At 48.4% G+C, this 19,226-nt stretch carries 8 protein-coding genes; 2 read left to right on the forward strand and 6 right to left on the reverse strand.

What is annotated here, in order from left to right; translation table 11 throughout:
• Window positions 1–15: 15 nt before the first annotated feature.
• Both ppsA and LZG74_RS01885 read left to right on the forward strand, forming a co-directional pair.
• On the forward strand, window positions 16–2,640 hold the full coding sequence (gene ppsA / locus LZG74_RS01880; protein ID WP_233794955.1) for a phosphoenolpyruvate synthase: 2,625 nt from the start codon (window positions 16–18) through the stop codon (window positions 2,638–2,640).
• Between the two features lie 74 nt (window positions 2,641–2,714).
• The gene (locus LZG74_RS01885; protein WP_233794956.1) at window positions 2,715–3,086 is read left to right on the forward strand and encodes a hypothetical protein; all 372 of its coding nucleotides are present in this window, start codon (window positions 2,715–2,717) and stop codon (window positions 3,084–3,086) included.
• A 78-nt stretch (window positions 3,087–3,164) separates the two neighbouring features.
• Here the strand turns inward: LZG74_RS01885 and LZG74_RS01890 are convergent, their stop codons facing one another.
• From LZG74_RS01890 to LZG74_RS01915, 6 genes are all read right to left on the reverse strand, one after another.
• The gene (locus tag LZG74_RS01890; protein WP_233794957.1) at window positions 3,165–5,588 is read right to left on the reverse strand and encodes a TonB-dependent receptor; all 2,424 of its coding nucleotides are present in this window, start codon (window positions 5,586–5,588) and stop codon (window positions 3,165–3,167) included.
• A gap of 147 nt (window positions 5,589–5,735) precedes the next feature.
• A complete protein-coding gene (locus LZG74_RS01895) occupies window positions 5,736–6,167 on the reverse strand; it encodes a hypothetical protein (RefSeq protein WP_233794958.1) in 432 nt (143 codons plus the stop codon).
• 3 nt (window positions 6,168–6,170) lie between these two features.
• Complete coding sequence (locus LZG74_RS01900; protein ID WP_233796321.1) at window positions 6,171–7,769, reverse strand: fibronectin type III domain-containing protein; 1,599 nt, start codon at window positions 7,767–7,769, stop codon at window positions 6,171–6,173.
• A 116-nt stretch (window positions 7,770–7,885) separates the two neighbouring features.
• A complete protein-coding gene (locus tag LZG74_RS01905; protein ID WP_233794959.1) occupies window positions 7,886–9,802 on the reverse strand; it encodes a hypothetical protein in 1,917 nt (638 codons plus the stop codon).
• 12 nt (window positions 9,803–9,814) lie between these two features.
• Complete coding sequence (locus LZG74_RS01910) at window positions 9,815–17,413, reverse strand: hypothetical protein (RefSeq protein ID WP_233794960.1); 7,599 nt, start codon at window positions 17,411–17,413, stop codon at window positions 9,815–9,817.
• Window positions 17,397–19,091 (reverse strand): hypothetical protein, encoded by a 1,695-nt coding sequence (locus LZG74_RS01915; protein ID WP_233794961.1) that lies wholly within the window; start codon window positions 19,089–19,091, stop codon window positions 17,397–17,399. Before LZG74_RS01915 ends, LZG74_RS01910 begins: the two co-directional genes overlap by 17 nt.
• Window positions 19,092–19,226 lie beyond the last annotated feature (135 nt).

Raw genomic sequence — 19,226 nt, forward strand, 5'->3', positions numbered from 1 at the left:
GCATTCCTATTAGCCATGGAAAATAAAAGTCAATTCGTAATAGAATTTAAGAACATTGATAAAACGCAAATACACTTGGTCGGTGGCAAAGGTGCTAATCTGGGCGAGTTGCTGCGGATTCCGGGCGTGCAGGTGCCGGATGGTTTTTGCGTGACTACCAATGCTTTTAAGGAAATTATTGCGAACAGCCCGGATATCGATATGTTGCTGGATCGGCTGGCGCTGCTGCATGCTGAGGATCGAAAAGCGATCTGTGCAATCAGTGCGGAAATCCGAGGGTTGATTGAAGCAACAACGATTCCGGCGAAGATCAGTGAAGAAATTGGCATTCATCTTCATCATTTGGGTGAAAGCAATGCACATGCGGTCCGTTCCAGCGCCACGGCGGAGGATCTGCCGACGGCATCGTTCGCAGGCCAGCAGGATACTTACCTGAATGTCATAGGAAAGGAGGCTGTCCTCGGATATATCAGCAAATGCTGGGCTTCCTTGTTCACGGATCGTGCAGTGATTTATCGCATTCAAAACGGATTTGATCATCGCAAAGTCCAGCTGTCGGTGGTGGTCCAGAAGATGGTTTTTCCTGATGCGGCCGGCATTTTGTTCACTGCTGATCCGGTTAATGGCAACCGGAATGTCACATCCATCGATGCCAGCTTCGGCCTAGGCGAGGCGCTGGTTTCGGGCATTGTCAATGCGGATCATTATAAAGTCCGTAACGAGGCTATCGTCGACAAGCAGATAGGAGGAAAGAAGCTGGCTATTCGTGCATCAGCAAATGGCGGCACGCACGAAGAGAAGATTGATCCCGAAAAACAGGAAATGCAAACGCTGACAGATGCGCAAATTTTACAGCTTTCCCACATTGGAAGAAAAATTGAAGCCCATTTCGGCGCTCCTCAGGATATCGAATGGTGCCTGTCTGGTAACACGTTTTATATTGTTCAAAGCCGCCCGATTACTACTTTGTTCCCCATTCCTCAGACAAGCGATCCGGTTCATGCTGAGGGCCTTCCGGCCGTTTATGTGTCTGTGGGCCACCAGCAAATGATGACGGATGCTATGAAGCCGCTGGGGCTTTCCGTTTTCCTGTTGCTAACCCCTGCCAAAATGCGCACCGCTGGCGGGAGATTATTCGTGGACGTCGCGCCCAACCTGGCTTCTCCGGCCATGCGGGATATTCTCCTGAATACGACATTGGGAAAGTCGGATCCGCTGATCAAAGACGCGCTGCTGAATATTTTGGGCCGGGAAGATTTTATTAAATTTTTGCCGGAAGAACAATCGGTTTTAAACAACCCCGCACCGCCGCCTGCCACTCCGCCGTTCATCGACGATCCAAAGGTCATAACGGATTTGATCAGCAAGAGCGAAACATCGCTTGCCGCACTGAAATCAGATATCCAGTCCAAATTAGGCTCGGATCTGCTCGATTTCATCCGCCAGGACATTCAACAGTGGAGGAAAAGCATGTTTGATTCGCTGAGTACGAAGACAATTATGTCCACTTTTAATGCCTTGGCGTGGGTTAATGACAAAATGAATGAATGGCTGGGTGAGAAAAATGCAGCAGACACACTTTCTCAATCTGTCCCCAACAACGTGACTTCCGAAATGGGATTGGCGCTACTGGACGTTGCAGATGTGATCCGCCCTTTTCCGGAAGTCATCCATTATCTTCAAAATGTAAAAGATGATCATTTTCTGGACCATCTGGACCAATTGGAAGGTGGAAAAGAAGCCCAGGCTGCAATGCATGCTTTTCTACAAAAATACGGTGTACGATGTGCTGGCGAAATTGACATTACGCGTCCGCGCTGGATAGAAAAACCTGCCACGCTTATCCCGGTTATTCTTGGTAATATCAGAAATTTTGAACCTGGTGCCAGTCAAAGAAAATTTGAGCAGGGGCGGCGGGAAGCATTGGAAAAAGAAAAGGAATTACTGAGCCGGTTAAGACAACTTCCTGATGGTGAGTCAAAAGCAAAGGAGGCCAAACAGGTGATCAACCTGATCCGCAATTTTACGGGTTATCGTGAATATCCAAAATATGGAATGGTAAGCCGCTTCTTCGTATATAAGCAAGCGTTATTAGGGGAAGCCGAACGGCTTGTGCAGGCAAATGTCATAGCTGACAAAGAAGCGATCTATTATCTCACGTTCGACGAACTATGTGAAGTTGTCAAAACAAAAAAGCTGGAAAACGAACTTATCCACCAACGGAAGGAAGCATTTAAAAGTTATGAAAAACTAACGCCTCCGCGGGTTATGACGTCTGATGGTGAAGTGATTACCGGTTCTTATAAAAAAGAAAATCTGCCCGATGGCGCCATTGCCGGTCTGGCCGTTTCGTCGGGGATCATTGAAGGTCGCGCGCGCGTGATATTGAACATGGAAGACGCCGGGCTGGAAGATGGCGACATTCTGATTACCGCTTTCACTGATCCGAGCTGGACGCCCTTGTTTGTCTCCATCAAAGGTCTCGTCACAGAAGTAGGCGGGTTAATGACCCATGGAGCCGTTATTGCACGCGAATATGGCTTACCAGCCGTTGTAGGCGTAGAAAATGCAACAAAGCTCATCAAGGATGGACAGCGGATCCGGGTGAATGGGACGGATGGATATGTTGAGCTGATCTAAATTTTGAACTGTATCCGGAATTGTGTTAATTGGTGACCAAATATTAGTTTTCAAATTTTAAACTTTTGGTCAGGATGAAAACAAAGTTGTACTTCATGATGGTTATCGCACTTGGGATTTTCTCAATTGCAGCGCAAAAATCGGTCACGGCGGACGATATATTGGGCACCTGGAAATATCAGATCAGCGATGTTCCGCCCGAATACGAATCCGGATTTTTCACTTTTGAGCAAAAAGACAACAAAACGGTTGGCTACGTAGGTGACACGCAAAAGCAGGAAATGAAGGAATTGACCGTTGCCGCGGATAAAGTCACATTCTCGACAGAATCTGACCAGGGTGTTTTCAAATATAATTTGGCACTAAAAGGCGATACACTCACCGGAATGATCTCATCACAATACGGAGATTTCCCGATCAAGGCGGTTAAGGAAGCAAAAAAATAATGTTTTGATTTTAGTCTCTAAACAAGAAAAGCCTGCAAATCAATCGATTCACAGGCTTTTTTTATATTAAACCAAACCTTAAAAAGTATAAGTAAAGTTTGCCAGCAAGGCCCGCGGAGTTTGTGGGGCAATGGTTGACCATCCTTTATAGTATTCTTTGTTAAAAGCGTTGTTCAGTTTGAGGCCTATGCGGTAATTTTCTGCCTGGAAAAAGAGGGAGGCGTTGGCAACGGTGTAAGCGGGCAGCATGAAATCTCCTGTCGAAACATAGTTTATCGCATAACGCTCGCTAGCGCCGTTGAAGCCCAGCCCAAGGCCAAACCCTTTCAGCTTACCGCCCGGAGCTTCGTAATTAGCCCAGAAATTGTAAAGTGTCTTTGGCCCGGCTCCCAGTGGACGCTTGTCCAGAATGTCGGTATAATCCGTTTTGGTGGTTTTGCTGTCGTTGTTGCTATATCCGGCGCGCACGTTCAGGCCTCGCACAGGGTTAGCATTTACTTCTATTTCAAACCCTTTGCTGTAAATTTCACCATCCTGGATTTTGTTGAACGGCGACGTAGGATCTGTCATCACCTGGTCTTTCACACGGATATCGTAATAGCTGATCGTTGCGTTCAGCTTGTTTCTGATAATGTTCGTCTTGATACCAAACTCAATCTGGTTGGCCTGCTCAGGTCTGAAAGTCTTGATAGTTTGCGGGCCGGCTTCCGGGTTGCCCACAAGTGCAGGCGCCACGTTGGTAAAGCCGTTCTGGAAATTGGCAAAAATAGAGACCTTATCCGTAACCGGCTCAAACAAAAGTCCCAATTTCGGAGACAATGTAGTTTGATTGTAATTGTCTTCTCCCGTTGCTATATCGCCTTGATTATCAAAATGATCCAGACGCAGGCCCACCATTACAGACAAGTTATTGGTAAGATTCAGCACATCAGACGCGTAAGCGCTGTAAATGTTATATTTCGATTTTGCATTACTCACGCCCTGACGCGCCAGCACGGCATCCACAGCAGCCGTTGAAAGCGGGTAAGCAGTGGTTTCGACCACTTTTGGCGTAAACGGATCATCGCCGCTCGAACCACCTTCCGGCGTTACATTACCGTAAAATGCATAACCCGTGCCGTTGCTTGTGGACGTGGCTGTGAAATAATCCAGCCCAAGCACAACCCGGTTCCGCAATGAGCCGAGCTTGAAATCACCAATGAAATTTTGCTGGATATCGGATGTTCCGGTGTATTCATTTTGTTTGTTCAGGAAGCGCGAGAAAGTATCATTTCCCAATATGCCGTAGTCAAACAAATAGGAATAATAGCCTTTCGTAGAAGTGGCGCTTTTGGAAATCAATGTTTGCGACTGCCATGTGTCCGAAAGTTTGTAATCCATTTCGACCCTGTAATTCTGCGTTGGGTTTTGCAATGTCAGGTCGTTGCTGGTGAAAGAGAGCTTGTAGTTATAATTCAGCTCCTTCATATTTTTGGACTCCGTAGGCGCGGTGCGGTTCAGGAAAAGGAACATGGGGTTTGTTTGTTCCGCCTGTGTAATCTCGCCATAGAAAGAAAACGACAGGTTATTGTTCACCTTATAAGATAGGGAAGGGGCTACGAAGAAAGACTTCCGAAAACCAGCATCCTGGAAGCTGCGCTCTGCTGCATATGAGGTGTTTAATCTAAAATAAATTCCTTTTTCTTTGCTTAATGCTGTATTAAAATCACCCGTTACCTGGTTCAGTCCGAAAGAACCGGTTGTGAATGAAAGCTCGCCGCCCGTTCCTACGTAAGGCTTTTTGGTTACTACATTAATAAGCCCGCCGTAAGAACTGACCGCATTGCCAAAAAGCGTTGCAGAAGGTCCTTTCAAAACCTCAATGCGCTCAATGTTGGCCGGGTTAATGGTTCCGTTGGTTAGTCCGGGTAAGCCGTTGACCAGTTTAGGCTGGACTGAAAATCCGCGCAGCGAGTAATATCCTGCTCCGTCACCGCCACGGCCCGTGGACGTCCAGAGGTTTTCCACTCCAGCTGCGTTTTTCAATGCATCGTCAAAGTTTGTAACGATCTGTGATTTAAGCAGGTAGTTGGTAATGGTGCTGTAAACCTGCGTGTTTTCGAAATCGCGCAATGGCAATTTGGCAACATAGGCCGTCTGATTTCTTGAAAATTTGTTTTCACTTTCACCTTGCACGAGCACTTCCCGCAATATTTCGTCGCCCTCATACAATGTGATGGTATTCAGGTCAACTTCGTTTTGCGCGATAGTAACCGGCAACTCTTTGGTTTTAAACCCAATAGAAGAAATCGATAAAGTATAGTTTCCGTCGTTCAAATTGGATAATTCAAAGACGCCGTCGTTGTTGGATTGCGTCCCGATTTTAGTGTCTTTGATCAAAACGGTGACGCCCGGGATGCTCTTTTTGGAGTTATCCTGCACAACTCCCTTCAATTTCCCTGACTGACCATAGGAAAGGCATGTTATGAGTAAAAATAATAAAAATGGTAGAAAGGTTCTCATTTGCTTATTTAGACTATTTAAAATTTAAATGACGCTGCAAATGTATTCTTCCCAAAGTTCACTTCCAAGCAAATTGTACTATTTTGGTAAGGAGGGGATTGTAGATATTTTATTCATTCAGAAGATAGAATTTTTAATACGCAAAACTCACTCCGGCACAAGCTCATATTCATTCACCGTATTCCCCGTCTTCCTGCTCTCATTCGTCCGTTTCAGCAACAGCCTCTCCTGCGTGGGTTTGTCGGTAATGTAAAATTCAATGTTGCCGGCTGATCCGGTGGGTGGGGGAGACAGGTTTTCGAGGATGAGGCGGTTGTTGTCGGGCGAAAGGGACCATTGACCCGATAATGTGCGGCCGTCGACGTCTGTGAAACGGACCTGTTCCTTACTTGTCAGGTCTAGGCGGAAGCGGGCGTAGCCGGGTTTGGTGTTCCCTGCATTTCCTTCGGTAAACACCACCACGCCATTTTCCTTTACGGACGTTGCTTTCCAGATCTGCCCAATGTCGGCAGGCTCTACTTTTTTGGGCTGACAGGCAGCAAGCAGCAATAATGCTATCAGATACAGGTTCTTTTTCATGATTTAATAAAGAAGTACTTTTTGTTTTACCAATGTCTTTTCACCGTTCAGGACGGCAATGTAAATGCCCACGGGGAGCAGGGATAGGTCGAGGGTCATGTTTTGGGTCAAACTTGTTTTTTTTACTATTGCGCCGCGGGTGTTATACAATGTCATCTCGCCTGAAACCGGGTGCTTTAATGTTACGTGCAATGTCTTTTCGTGTACATAAACCAGGCTTTCCTGCGCTTGCGGCTCGGTGCCAGTAATGATTTGACTGGCAGCGACTTTCACGACGTCACTATACGGTGAGGCGCCTGCACTGTTGACTGCTTTAATCCGATAATAATAATCGTACACATCCAAAATCTCACGGTCGGGGAATTGCGTTGTGTTTGCCGCCTGGCTTCCGATCTGCTTGAAATCTGCGTCCGGCTTGCGGGAACGCTCGATGATCACCGTCGTTGCATTGGACGATAATGTAGCCCATTTCAGCTGTACGAGATCATAGTCTACCGGCGTCGCGGTCAGGTTTTTGGGCTTATCGGGAATTGGCGCTTTGCGTGTGGTCGCATCTGCGACGTTGCTGTATGCCGACGGGCCGATTGCATTCACAGCCCGAATCCGGTAATAGTACTTTGTCTCAGAGCTCAGGTCTTTATTCTGATAACTTTTCACATTGGCCGCGAGGTCAGCGATTTTTGTAAATGTGGTCCCGTTGGTTGACCGCTCGATCTGAAAACCCGTTTCATTGCCTGAGACATCTTCCCATTCCAGATTGATCTGGTCATGGCTTACCGCTGTGGCGCTGAGCCTTCCCGGCGCATTTGGTTCAACGTCCAATGTTGTAGCGTCGGCAATGTTGGAAAAACCCGACGGCCCTGAATCATTGACCGACCGCACGCGATACCAGTATTTAGTGGCCGGTTGCAGTCCCGTATTTTCGTAAGTCGTTTTATTTGCCTCAATGTCCGCAATTTTGGAAAAGCTGGTGCCGTCTGTGGAGCGCTCCAGTTCGAACCTGGCTTCATTCGTGGCCTGGTCTTTCCAGGAAAGATTAACCTGGCTGCTGCTAATGGTTTTGGCCGTAAGGCTTGTCGGAGCGCCGGGCGGAACATCAAATGTAGTTGCTTCAGCTACATTCGAAAATCCCGAAGTCCCGATCGCATTTTTGGCCAGAATCCTGTACCAAAATTTGGTTAATGTGGGAAGGCTTGTGTTGGAATAGCTTGTCGCGTTTGCTGGTATGTCTGCCAGTTTGCTGAAATTATTTCCATCCGAAGACCTCTCTAACTCAAATCCTGTCTCATTATCAGCATTATCCGACCACGTGAGATCGATCTGGCTGGAACTGACAACCGTTGCGGAAAGGCCCGACGGCGCTGCTGGTTTGGGAAGCGCGCGGCTCACGCAGCTTTCATTCGAGTAACCCGATTCTCCTCCTGCACTGACTGCTTTTACGCGGTAACAATAGCTGTTGCCAGCCGTCGTCGTTCCGTCATTATAGCTGAGCGACCTGGCATAAGGAACTCGTGTAAGTAAATTGAAGCCGCCGCCGTTTTCCGAGCGTTCCAGCAGGAAAGTAGTGCCATCGCTGTTGTTTCCCACCCAGGTTATGGCCATGCCGCGGCCGGAAATGTAAAATGCTTCCAGGTTGCTGGGATTTGCAGGCGGGGCCAAAGGCGTGGTAACACGGACTTCATTCAGCTCACCGCCGCAGGATTTGTCGCAAGAGGCCGTTACCCGGTAAATGTAGGTCCGGTTTTCCTGCACGGTTTTGTCCTGATACGAAAATGTGGTGCCAGATAAATTACCTGAAATCGCAGTAAAACGCTGGCCAAAACCGTCTTCTTTGCGCTCAACCACAAACACTTCCACCGAAGAAGGAAGCCGGTCCCAGGACAGGTCCACTTGCTGGTACGAAACCACATTGGCCCGTAACATGGCGCGCTGTGCAAGGCTGGTTTTTGGGAAAAGGAGCACATTTCATTCAAACCATAAGCCTTAATGCGATAGGTGTACCGGACGCCTTGTTTCACGGTGCTGTCCGCGAAATTGTTCCGGTTGTTATCTTCATCCTTTTGCCGGTAAATCGCCTTGAACGCTTTTTCATTAGCCGCCTTTCTTTCAATGATATAACCTAAAATGTAGGGGTCAATGGATCTCATATTCTCCCAAACCAGCAATGCGCGGTCATTCTGGGGAATCATTTCAGGGTTAATGGGTGTTGCCAGCCGCTCGGGAAACCGCGGTTGCGAATAAAGGATCTCGCTCATCGGTCCCATATTGTAGCTTGTATTTACAGCCACCACAGCCCACCGGTAACCTGTGCCCAAAGCCAGCTTTTTGGCCGGAACCTGATATTTTAACTCCTTACCAGCCAGGATAATGTCGGAATAGCGTTGCAGGGAGTCTGTTTGACCGGCGGCGAAATAAATGTAATAGCCATGTGTATCAAAATCAGCCGGTTGCCAGCGGAATGTGAGCGTGTCACTGGATGTTTTCAGCTGAAAATGGGTAGGCGGTATTAATGCCGGCCGACTGGCTTTCAGCATTCCCGAAACTTTGACCGACTCTCCGGAAGTTTCGTAAGTCCCATTCAGCCGGATTTGGTAATAATATCCCTGCACCGGCTCCACGCGGTTGTCGTAATAAACCGTATCATTAGGAGTTGCTATGCCGATTTTTTGAAAACCCACATCAAATTTTTCGCTGCGCCAGATCTCAACCGAACGAAGGTCTTTGGTCGAAGAAAGCTGCCAGGAAACGGCAATGGCATTTTCGGCCTCATGGGAAACTGTGTTAATGTAATGAATAACAGGGATTTGTTCTTGCGGGCGAAGATTGGCAATGGTAACCGTGTCCGCCGCGCCGCTTTCGTTCCCCAAAAAATCTTTGAGATAAACGACATACGAATAAAGCATCTTCCGGCGCACATTCGGATCTGTAACAACGAGGAAAAGCGAATCTTTTTTCCCTTTTCTAAAACCCCATTCCGCACCGCATTCCGCAAAATCGGTCTGACCGTAAGTTGCCCGCAAAACGCGCGCGCCGGCAATGTAAGGATTGGGTTTTTTTAGTAAATATTGAATGTTAACAACCTGCCCATTCGCATTTTGACTGACAGCCATGGCAGTTGTAGCGAGTTTTGAACCAGGCACTGAAACTGTCCCTGGATTATAAAAAACCCCCTCACGCGATTCCAATGCGCGGACCCGGTAATCATAACGCTTGCCCTGGAGTACATCCGTATCCAGGAAACCAAGTCCTAATGCTTCCAGATACTGCGGATTTTCGCCATATGCACCCAAAGAATCTACATGTGAGGCATTCCGATAGCGCGTATATAGCAATGCGGTAAGTGAATCGTCCGGAATTTCATACATGGAGTTTTTAGCAGAAAGCAATGTAAGCCGGGCAACAAGGTCTCTTGCGCTGATCGGGCCTTTGTCGGTGGTGCATACGGGTTGCCAATCCGGTTTGGACGTTGCTTTGCCGGTTTCCAGCCGCTCCACCACATATTGCGGGCCGTGTAATAATTTGTCGATCTGGATAAACACTCCGTACGGACCAGCAGCGGCTTGCGGTTTTTGCGCTTGCAATGCAACTGGGTACAAGCAAATCATTATCAGCGCTTTGTATAATATATTTTTCATATCAGAAATTGATTATTGTTCTGTTACTGTGCAGCCGCCTGTGCACGCTGTAAACATGCAGCCGGGTGTGATGGAGAGATCGGGACTGCTTCCAATTTTATATTGAGCCTTGCCCGCCAATGTCAGACAGAAATCAGCGGATGTGCCGGTTGTAGCACCGGTCAGGTCTTCCGTTAATGTCACTGAAAATCCGGCACCGATTCTTGAATTCATTTCAACCGAAACACTTTTCGCTCCCGGGTCGACGGTTAATGTGCCGTCCACACCGCCACTGACGTGGATTTCACCGCCCGCGCTCAGGGAAAGTATGCTTCCATATGCATAAGCATGTGCGCCAATGCCCAATCCTGTGCCTGTTGTGAATGCGCCATTGCTGTAATTACTAAACACATAACCGTCCACGAAGGCATCCATTCCCACTTTGTAACCGCCCACGCCTGGTAAGGACATCTCATAATTGAAGGATTTGATCAAAGGAACAGGCACTTCGCCGATCGCGTAAATCCCTTTGAAACCATCGAACGAGCAGGGTAACGCTTTGCGGTGGCTGTTTGTGAAAAGCACCTGCTGCGCTTCCCCAAGATCATTGCTGTTGTACACGCCCAGCATTAACCCGGCACGCATGGTAACCGGCACGATGAGCGGCACATTCTGCAATTCGCCGGTTGCAACCAGGTAAAATCCGTTGCCGTCCAGCCTTACCTGCGCCATGCCATTCATGAAAGTCATGGTAGGCGGAACCGGAATGTTCGAAAGCTGCATAGAGCCTGTTAACCGTTTTTTCTCGTGATCATACACCAGGCTCAGCCCGCCGAGGCCCGTATCAATCCCATCGAGCTTGATCTTCTGGCCTTCGGCTTTGATCTCACCATAGGCAGTAAACGCAAGCCGGTTTTTCTCATCTTCTCCCAGCATTTTGGAAAAACCCTGCGGCAATCCGGAAAATTTGAGCAGCTCCCATTGCTTGTTGGTTACAGATTGGTGAACAAACACCTTACTAAGACCATTGCCGCCAAGCCCTACACTGAGCCTTTTGAAATCACCACCTTCATTATAATTCACTTCATCTTTTGCCGGATCCGTGAGGTCGGAGAGGTTTTCGCTCCATTTTGTCAATGTGGTCGGATCGGTCAGATCTATGTTGCGGCCGTGGGTGATGTGCGTTTCATTTTTATTATGAACCAAAAGAACATTATCCAGTTTTAGCTTATCGGGTTCCTCTACCTTACCCCGCATGGCGATCACACCTTCTCCGAAGAAGATGGCAGTGGACTGGCTTTTGTCCGCAGCAACATGCTGGCCAGCCTCGAAATTGAGGTAACCTTTGGTTTGCAGCTTGTATCCGCCAGGGACAACGGTTTTGAGCTTCACGGTACCCTGTGGTTTGGAATAAATAAATCGCATTGAAACATCCTGCGGCGCATTGGGAATAGCATTGGACATCCCCGCATCGAATGCAAAGTAATCGGCGCCGGTTTCAATGGTGGTTGGGCGCACGTCGATGATGTTAAAAAACCGGAACGCCTTGCTGCCTGAGCCAAATGATACCACATCTTCACCATTATCCAGGAGGGATAATGTTTCAAAATCCATTTCCTTTGAAAGGCCCGGAACAGCACCCGCAGGAAGCTGAGCGGCTGGCTTACCGTCCTTTGGCACCACTACCATAGCCCAATGCCCCTTCATATCTGACCCTGTTTGCGGATCAAATGCAAAATACGGCTCGCCTATCAGGTTCATTTTGGCCACGCCCGCCAGGTCGAAATTGCCATTTGGATTGACAAGCAGGTGATAAAAATCGCTGCGTAAGTTGAATTCTGTGACAGGAATATCCACCTTTCCGGTTTTTACAACGCCTGATTTGGAATAAAACCCACCCTTTTTGTAATCCAGCTTCCAGTCACGGATCTCTACGCTCCATTTGCCGGCCAGCGGGAAAGTGAGCGGCGTTTCGCCCGTTTTTACATCCACGGTGTTGTTTTTCAAAACCAGGTCGCCGATCGTCACTTCCAGTTTTTCCGGTTGGGCGTTTTTAACAGGACAGGTCATGACGGGATTAAGGTGGATTTCGTCGCCGATCAGACGCGAGCCTTCCAGCTTGCTGACCGCTTCAAAGTCAAGCAGCCTCAATGTCATGGGTTTTCCGTTTGACTGGCAGATCCCGAAATTGGTCCATTTAATGTTACTTTTCGCCGCGTCGAATGCGGTAACCATTGGTTTATTCGCTGGCTGCCCGGAAACCTCGGGGTCGTACAGGAAGAACTGGCCTTTGTCGTAATACAGCAGGTTGGACGAAAAGTTGAACGAGTTATCGAGCACCTGCGCTTTGGCCATGATCTTGCCGGTGGAAGTGCCGGGCGTTCTTACAATTTTGAGTTTGAAAAGCAGCCCTTCCGGGGAGGAAAGTTTGATGTTATACCTGGTCTTTTTAATGTCAACTTCCGGGGTAGCGTGGTAAAGGAGGTTATTCAGAACATTCGTTTCAAGTGCTACGGATTCTTCAACCGGAATGCCGAAACCCGGATTCTGGAGATCTGCTTTGAAAGCCACATTCTCAAAACGCACCCTTATACTCTTATCTACAATCGCGAATGGCCCTAATCCGCTGTCCGACAAGTCGATTTCGCCCGTAACCCCCATCGTTTTCGGGTCTATTTTTTCGATAGTGACTGGAAAGCCCCATAGCGACGCGATTTTGAATTTATCAAAAGCCGTTAATGTCAATTTTAATGATTGGCCGGATTGCTGCGGCATAAGCAATTTGCTGCCCGCTCCCACGTATGTAGTGCCCGCAGGCAATGGTGGATTGGAAACATTTTTCGGGTCAAAAATGGCCTCAATATTGATCGTGCTGCCATCCAGGGTTTTGGCTACATCCATTGAAAAAGAGCCATCCTTGCCCGTTACCGCGCTGTATTTCACGGGCGCATTGCCACCAGAAGCCACATACACTTCGGCTCCTTCGAGCGGGATTTCTGTTCCTTTTCCCGTGTTGACTACTACAACTCCTTTGACCGTCCTGGCCGGTTGAAGCACTACGACTTTGGTTTCGGCTGTTTTCGTTTCACTATTATTCACAGCTACTGTCCTGGTCACATAACCCGGCGCCGCGATTTCGACATACAGGTTGTCAATGGAAACATTCTTGAAGCGCGTTTCCACGATGCCATCGGTTTCACTTGCCCCAAACTCAAAACCTTTCGATTTCTTGCCAAAAAGCCGCACATATGCATTGGGAACTCCCTTTTTGGTTATTTCATCTTGCAATTTGAATATAATGCGGTGGTCCCGTTCGTAAATATTAATGTCGCCCGCATCGATGGTATACCTGTTTGCTTGTAAGACAGGTTTTGGAAGTTGCGTTTTAATGTTTCTTTCTTCACCAAAATAGCTGATGTTGACAGGGAAAATTTTAAGCTGGGATGCCGTAGAAGGTGTTTTAAGGGCATATTTCCAGGTCCCGTTCTCAAATTTGGTCTTCACCATATTGCCATCGTCGGCCTGGGCATAGGCTTCAAGCGACGGTTCCGAGCTGACGACCATTTGATTGTAAGGCTGCGTTTGTACCGGTACGGAACTAACATTGCCGCTTGCTGCATTTTTACCAACTGTCGTTTTTGGTGTTGTTGTTTTGGTGGCAGCATCTTTCACATCCATAGTTGCATTATTGCCGGACACGTCAACAGTCGATTTCTGAATGGCATCAATGTCTATCGCCCTACCGGTGATGACCGTGTTAGGCTCCATTAAAACGCGGTCGTAGTAACTGTTCTGGCCTAATAACACGTCGCCGATATTGATATGGCCTTCATTCTTGGCCTGGTTCATCCAGGAAACATAGACATAGCCCTCCGCCTTAATGCGTACAGTTGTTTTGGTGCCGGGTTTGAGTTGGAATGGTTGCAAAATCCAGCCTTCATCATCCGTTATCATCATCAGGCTTGTGATCTGGCCGGCAGGCGATTCGTTTGGAATATAATTGAGGGTAACTATCGCATTTTTGATGCCCTGTGTTGGATTTGATTTATCTACAACCCGCACATTCACAGTTGGATTGCCTGGTTTCAGGTGACGGATGACAGGGTCCGATTCAAATGTTTTATATTGATCTGCGAAGACCGGCTCATACAAGGCTGACTGCGGGATCATTACCTTTTGGTTCACTTTCACGTCATGCAATTTCTCGCCAAGCCAGTAATTATTCACCGTTTTGCAGTCAACCAAATGACTTGCCCAGCGGTAGTCAGGTGCATGCTGTGTCACAACCTTTTTTTCATACTCTTCATTACTGAAAGTGCCAGAAGGGGTCCAGACTGTGGGGAAATTGGGGTTGTCCAGGTGGAATAGCTCCCAAACTGTTTTGCAATCAATTTTAGAGGCGTCGTACTGTGTTTTTTGTGCCTGTTCCGAACGCTGTATTTCCTCCTGCGTTGCATACGGCGAGAATGTTGACCCCCAGGTTTCGCTGACGGTGATCCGTTTGAGCGAAACAAGCTTATAGTTATTCAAACCGTCCACTGATGATTCGGTTGAAAGGTAATACGCATCGTCCTCACCATTGGCCATAACCATTCTTGGGAATTTAGCAATTCCGCTAGCGTCCGTTTCTGCGGTCGAAATCACGGTGAATTGTTTCATATGGAATGTCATGGTCTGTTTTGCACCAACGCCTTCGTCTGCGGGCGGTCTGCGGTCAGGACCTGTGGGTTTGTCCTTGCTTTTGATCCGGCGCAGCACAGACACCCTTATCCCGGAAAGGTCGTTTCTGATCCCGGCCTTTTGTTCATTCACCAAAGAAATTCCGGTTGTGTCCGATTTGGATTGCGTAATGAGCGTATAGCTTTTGGCTACTGCGGTAACCGGGCCGAAGTCGTAGGAGCCCTGCGGTTTCATCACCTGGTCTTGTTGAATGCCGAATGTTTCCGTCGGGCTTGCATAATAGGGATTGTCCACCACGACGCGGATGCCGCGGATGTAGGCTACGGACGGCATCTTGAATTCTCCCTGGCCAGTTTCTTTGGTAGGCGCAAGCATTCCCAGTTCCATAGGTTTGGTCATCTTTACAGTGAATGTAAAAGAGCCGTCGGAGCCCGTTACTTTGGTATCGAGAGTCTGGCTGAAATCATGATGGAATTCCGAAAACTCGGCATAATTGCCGTAGCTGGTGCCGAATGTGGTTTTATCTGAACCGGCTGCTTTGTAAACCACTTGCAAACGCACCTGCGTGTTGGGCAATGCTTTCACTTGCGCGCCTTCCTTGCCCGCGTCCGCAAACTTGTATGTGAGCTTGCCGGTAAAAGTCATGGTAGGAGCTTCGTCGGTTTGAATGTTATAGGTGTATTTTTCAATGCGTGCGGGCGTTTCAGGCAGCTTTTCGGAAGGTTTTGTCTTGATAATTGGGTCGGCGTCATCCGGCGCAAGACCACAATCCGGGCAATAAATCTGGTAAGCATCGTAAGATACGCCGCCATAAACGAGGTTATTGATCATCGCGCCGTATTCAGTATCCTTCTTGTTCAAGGCCACCATGCTGATGAACTGATAACCCTTTTTTTCGAGCTCTGCGATCACCTGCATACGCAGCGCAGCTTCACCGGATTTGCCGCTTCCGGAACTGCCGGGCTCATCCGACGATGCATTTACATTCACATTTACCTTATTACCGATGCCGCCAACTGGCTGGTAACCGCTGTTTATTCCGGCTTGCACGGTTGCAGTTACGGGCCCGGACGATTGGTTTACTGAACCTTCAAACGGAAGCCTGTATTTGTCAAAATCTTTGGCAATGCCTGGTTTCCGGTAAATGACGAGGTGTTTTCCTTCCAGGTTGATGCCCGGCGTGCCTGGCCAGTTTTTATATGAAATCCTGGCTGTTACGTCCAGGTTATAGCCGGCCGCCAGCCAGGTAATGTTCTGAACCTCATAGCCTTTTTGCTCGGCGCTGGACACCTGGAAAGTGTTGTCATCCTTGGTTTGGTAGTAGCCCGGCTCGGCCAGGCGCTGGATAAACGGATTCACCGGATCGACCATAAAACGGGTGTAAGCCGTCGAATCGCCCAGCCCCTGGATTGAGGTTTTGAGAATTTTAATGGTATAGTTACCCGAACCGTCGGATTTGCCATAAGCAACGGTTGCCCGGAACCTGTTCGGGAAAATTTTCATAAGAACAACCTGCGTGTTCGGAAGAATGTGCGGTGTGCCGCTTTCGCCCGGGAAACGATAAGCCAGCACACCCCGGATCGTCAGGCTATCTGCCTCATTTCCTTTGTTTCTTTCAATCAGTGTAAAAGATCTTGGTTTTGAGACTAAAAGCGCTTCGCCCAGCTGCGCGCGGTTTCTTCTCGCTTCCGACATCCCCTGTAACTCAATCAGGACCTCATAATTTTGCCCGGTCGGCATGTTTGCTGGCAGCTCCGATTTTTCCATGCTCAGCTGCTCTCCCCGGACCAGCCGGTCCAGCACCACGGTGCCCTGGCCTCTTTTTTCGTCCGTTTTAATCACTACGCGATAACTGAGTTCAGCAAACTGCTCTACAATTGATTTTTTTGGTTGCGCTTCAAATGCTTTTCGTAATGTTTTTTCAAATTCTTCATCCAGCTTCCAGGTTACTAGAAACGGATTGTTACTGCCTACTTCGATACTTGCATTGCGTTTTGCCGCAGGACTGGTAATGGTAATGTATTCCAGATCAACCCCAAGCGGCATTTGCTGGCCATATATGAATGATTGAACAGGGCTCTTTCCGTCGTTCAGGAAATTGAGCCTTTGTCCGATGGGCTTCGCTTGTACGCGCCATGCGTAACGTTTTCCTTTTTGCAAAGGTGGCTGCTGTAGGCCGTATAAAAATGTCGTTGTTCGGAGATTGTTCACTTCCACGCCGGACCTTGGCAACACCATCGCATCTATATATACGTTAGGATCAACATTGGTTTCGGGCAGCTCCACGATCCGGATGCTGTATTCCACCTGATTAGGCAATATGCCCACAGGCGCCGACCAGGTGAAAAGCTGAGTTTGCGGTATTTTGACGGCGATTTCCTCATCGGCCATCGGTGAAATCAGGATAGGCGGCTCAATGATGCGGACAGGGATCAATCCGCTGCAGCCCATGGGGAATTCGGCGGATAACGGGCGGGTGGTGGCATTATCAAATGCCTGGACGCACAATTGATAGTTGCCTTCGGGAAGGGGTAAGCCGCGGTAAAGCTGGTCTTTATTCAACCCTTCGACTTCAATTTGATTCAGGTCGAAAAGCCCTTCCAGTTCAGCCCGCGTAATCATTCTGTTCACATCCGTTGGCCGCAATTCCAGCGGGCGCAATGGACGGTAATGCTGCGAAGTACGAATGACGACACCATTATCGCCTTCCAGTTTCCCCAAAAGCCGCACCGACAATGCCCGGCCCGAAAGATTGGAAATAAAAACCTGAACGCGGTTGCCAGTGCCGGGATAATCCTGGATATAAGGACTGTAAGGCGGCAAAACATTGGTGGTGATGCGGATTTGATTTTGGGCAAAACCCGCATAAAATCCCAGACACAGAAATAGCATCATCCCGAAGCCAATGCACCGTTTTGTGAAAGCGCTATATTTTTTAGAATGAAATTCCATAGCCGATATTTCCTCTGAGTTCGTTGAATTTTTCTGTTTGAATGCCCGTGTTCGAATTGAGATAATTGAACATAATGTTCAGGCTTTGCCTTTTTGCAAGCTGGTAACCTGCATTCATGGAGGCTGTTAACACTTTTCCTGTTTCCCCAAACTGCTTATTGAACAGATAGGAGAAGTTGAGTGAAGTGTTCAGTTTCTTTTTTAAAAAACTATAATTCGTCCCCAGTGTAGGGCCGTAGAATTTTACTTTCTGATCCGTGGTCCCGGGCAAGGTTTGCGGAAGGCTCGTCTGCGTGTAGGAGAGCATTAAGTTCGCTCCGAACCCACTTTGACTGGCTTGCAGAAAATAGCCCAGGTTGGCATTCTGACTGTTATTTTCGGTTTGTACGGACGTGTTATCATTCATGTCGGACAGTTGCTGATGTGCGCCGGTAAGGGTGAAAATGTGGGAAAAATCTTTGTCAAAAATGGAATAACGGACGTTGGCAGTTGCTGATAAATTGTTTTGGGCAATGCGGAGCGTATCGATCAATGGCCGGATTCCCGCGCGCTGGCTCAGCCCGTAATTGGAGAGCGAAACGTCGAATCCGAGGGTAGGGCCGGGGTTTAAAGAAACCATCATAGAACCTATGGAGCGGCCTGTGCGCGCGATTTTATTTTGGGCCAGATTATCAAACTGCTTTCCGTAACTGCCAGCCAGCCGCGCTTTTCCTTTGAGTAAATTCAATGTGACATTGCCCGTATAGCTCTGAATATCACTCTGAAAATAATAGGCGCCCATGGTCTGGAAATTAGGATCAATGCGTTTGTACTGAAATTTGACAGACCCCCATTTGCTTTGGTAACCCAATGCCGCCTGCGTCGCCTGGGTTAGCTGGGTGGAAAGCCTCGGCGTGATCAGCTTGCCTACGAGCCGGAACATCGGATTTTTACCCTCAGCCGCCACCTCAGATGCAGAAATGTCCCGCGTATAGGAACTCGCCGCAAGGTCTGCTTCAACCAGGATGTGTTTGATCAAAAGCAGTCGTGAAGTGAGACCGATAACCATGTTTTCGGCTGGGGTGGTGTATTTCTCGGGAGACATCTGCACCCGGTCGATGGAGTTGGTATCATCACGGGCCCGGAGCATAACCAGGTCCACGTAATTGTTAGGCTTGCCATAACCTACTTTCACCGCATAACCGGTGCGTTTGAAAGACGGGATAACATTAGGATCGGAAAGTGTGGAAGAAATGGCTTTGTTAAAACGTCCGTATACAGCGCCTATCCGCAGCATGCCGGGATTCAGCTCAATGCCTCCGCCCAGAAATGTATGACCTGCAAGCGTGAATGGCGAGAAAGATACATTGCGGTAACCTGCATGCGCAGTGGCCCATTTGTATGTGGGGCTCACGCCGAACTGGTTGAACGGCTGACGGAAACTGGCGCCCTGGTTGCCCAGCACAGCAGAAAATGGCAAAGAAATGCCGCCGGGAAGGGTTAATGTAACGGCCCCGCTCAGTCCAAACGGATTGGGTTGGTTGCGCCCGGCGATGCCGCTGGACGTGTACAGGCCAGCATAAGCATTAAGCCCTCCCGAAAGCTGAACCTGCTTGTTTTTAGGCGCGCCATCCTGCGCCCGCAGAAGGGAGCAGGAGCAGAAACAGAGGCAAATCAGTAACAAACCTGAGCGTCGCATTTGCAGAACAGTTTTGGGGTTGAATTAAAACCAGTCTCGACCTGACCGATTTTCCCGAAAGGTATCTGCGCACCTGCCGCTGTTCTTTTTATAATCGATGAACGACATTCAAAAATCGATGAAGGATTTTTAACG

The sequence above is a fragment of the Dyadobacter sp. CY327 genome, from assembly GCF_021390415.1.
Taxonomy (GTDB): domain Bacteria; phylum Bacteroidota; class Bacteroidia; order Cytophagales; family Spirosomataceae; genus Dyadobacter; species Dyadobacter chenhuakuii.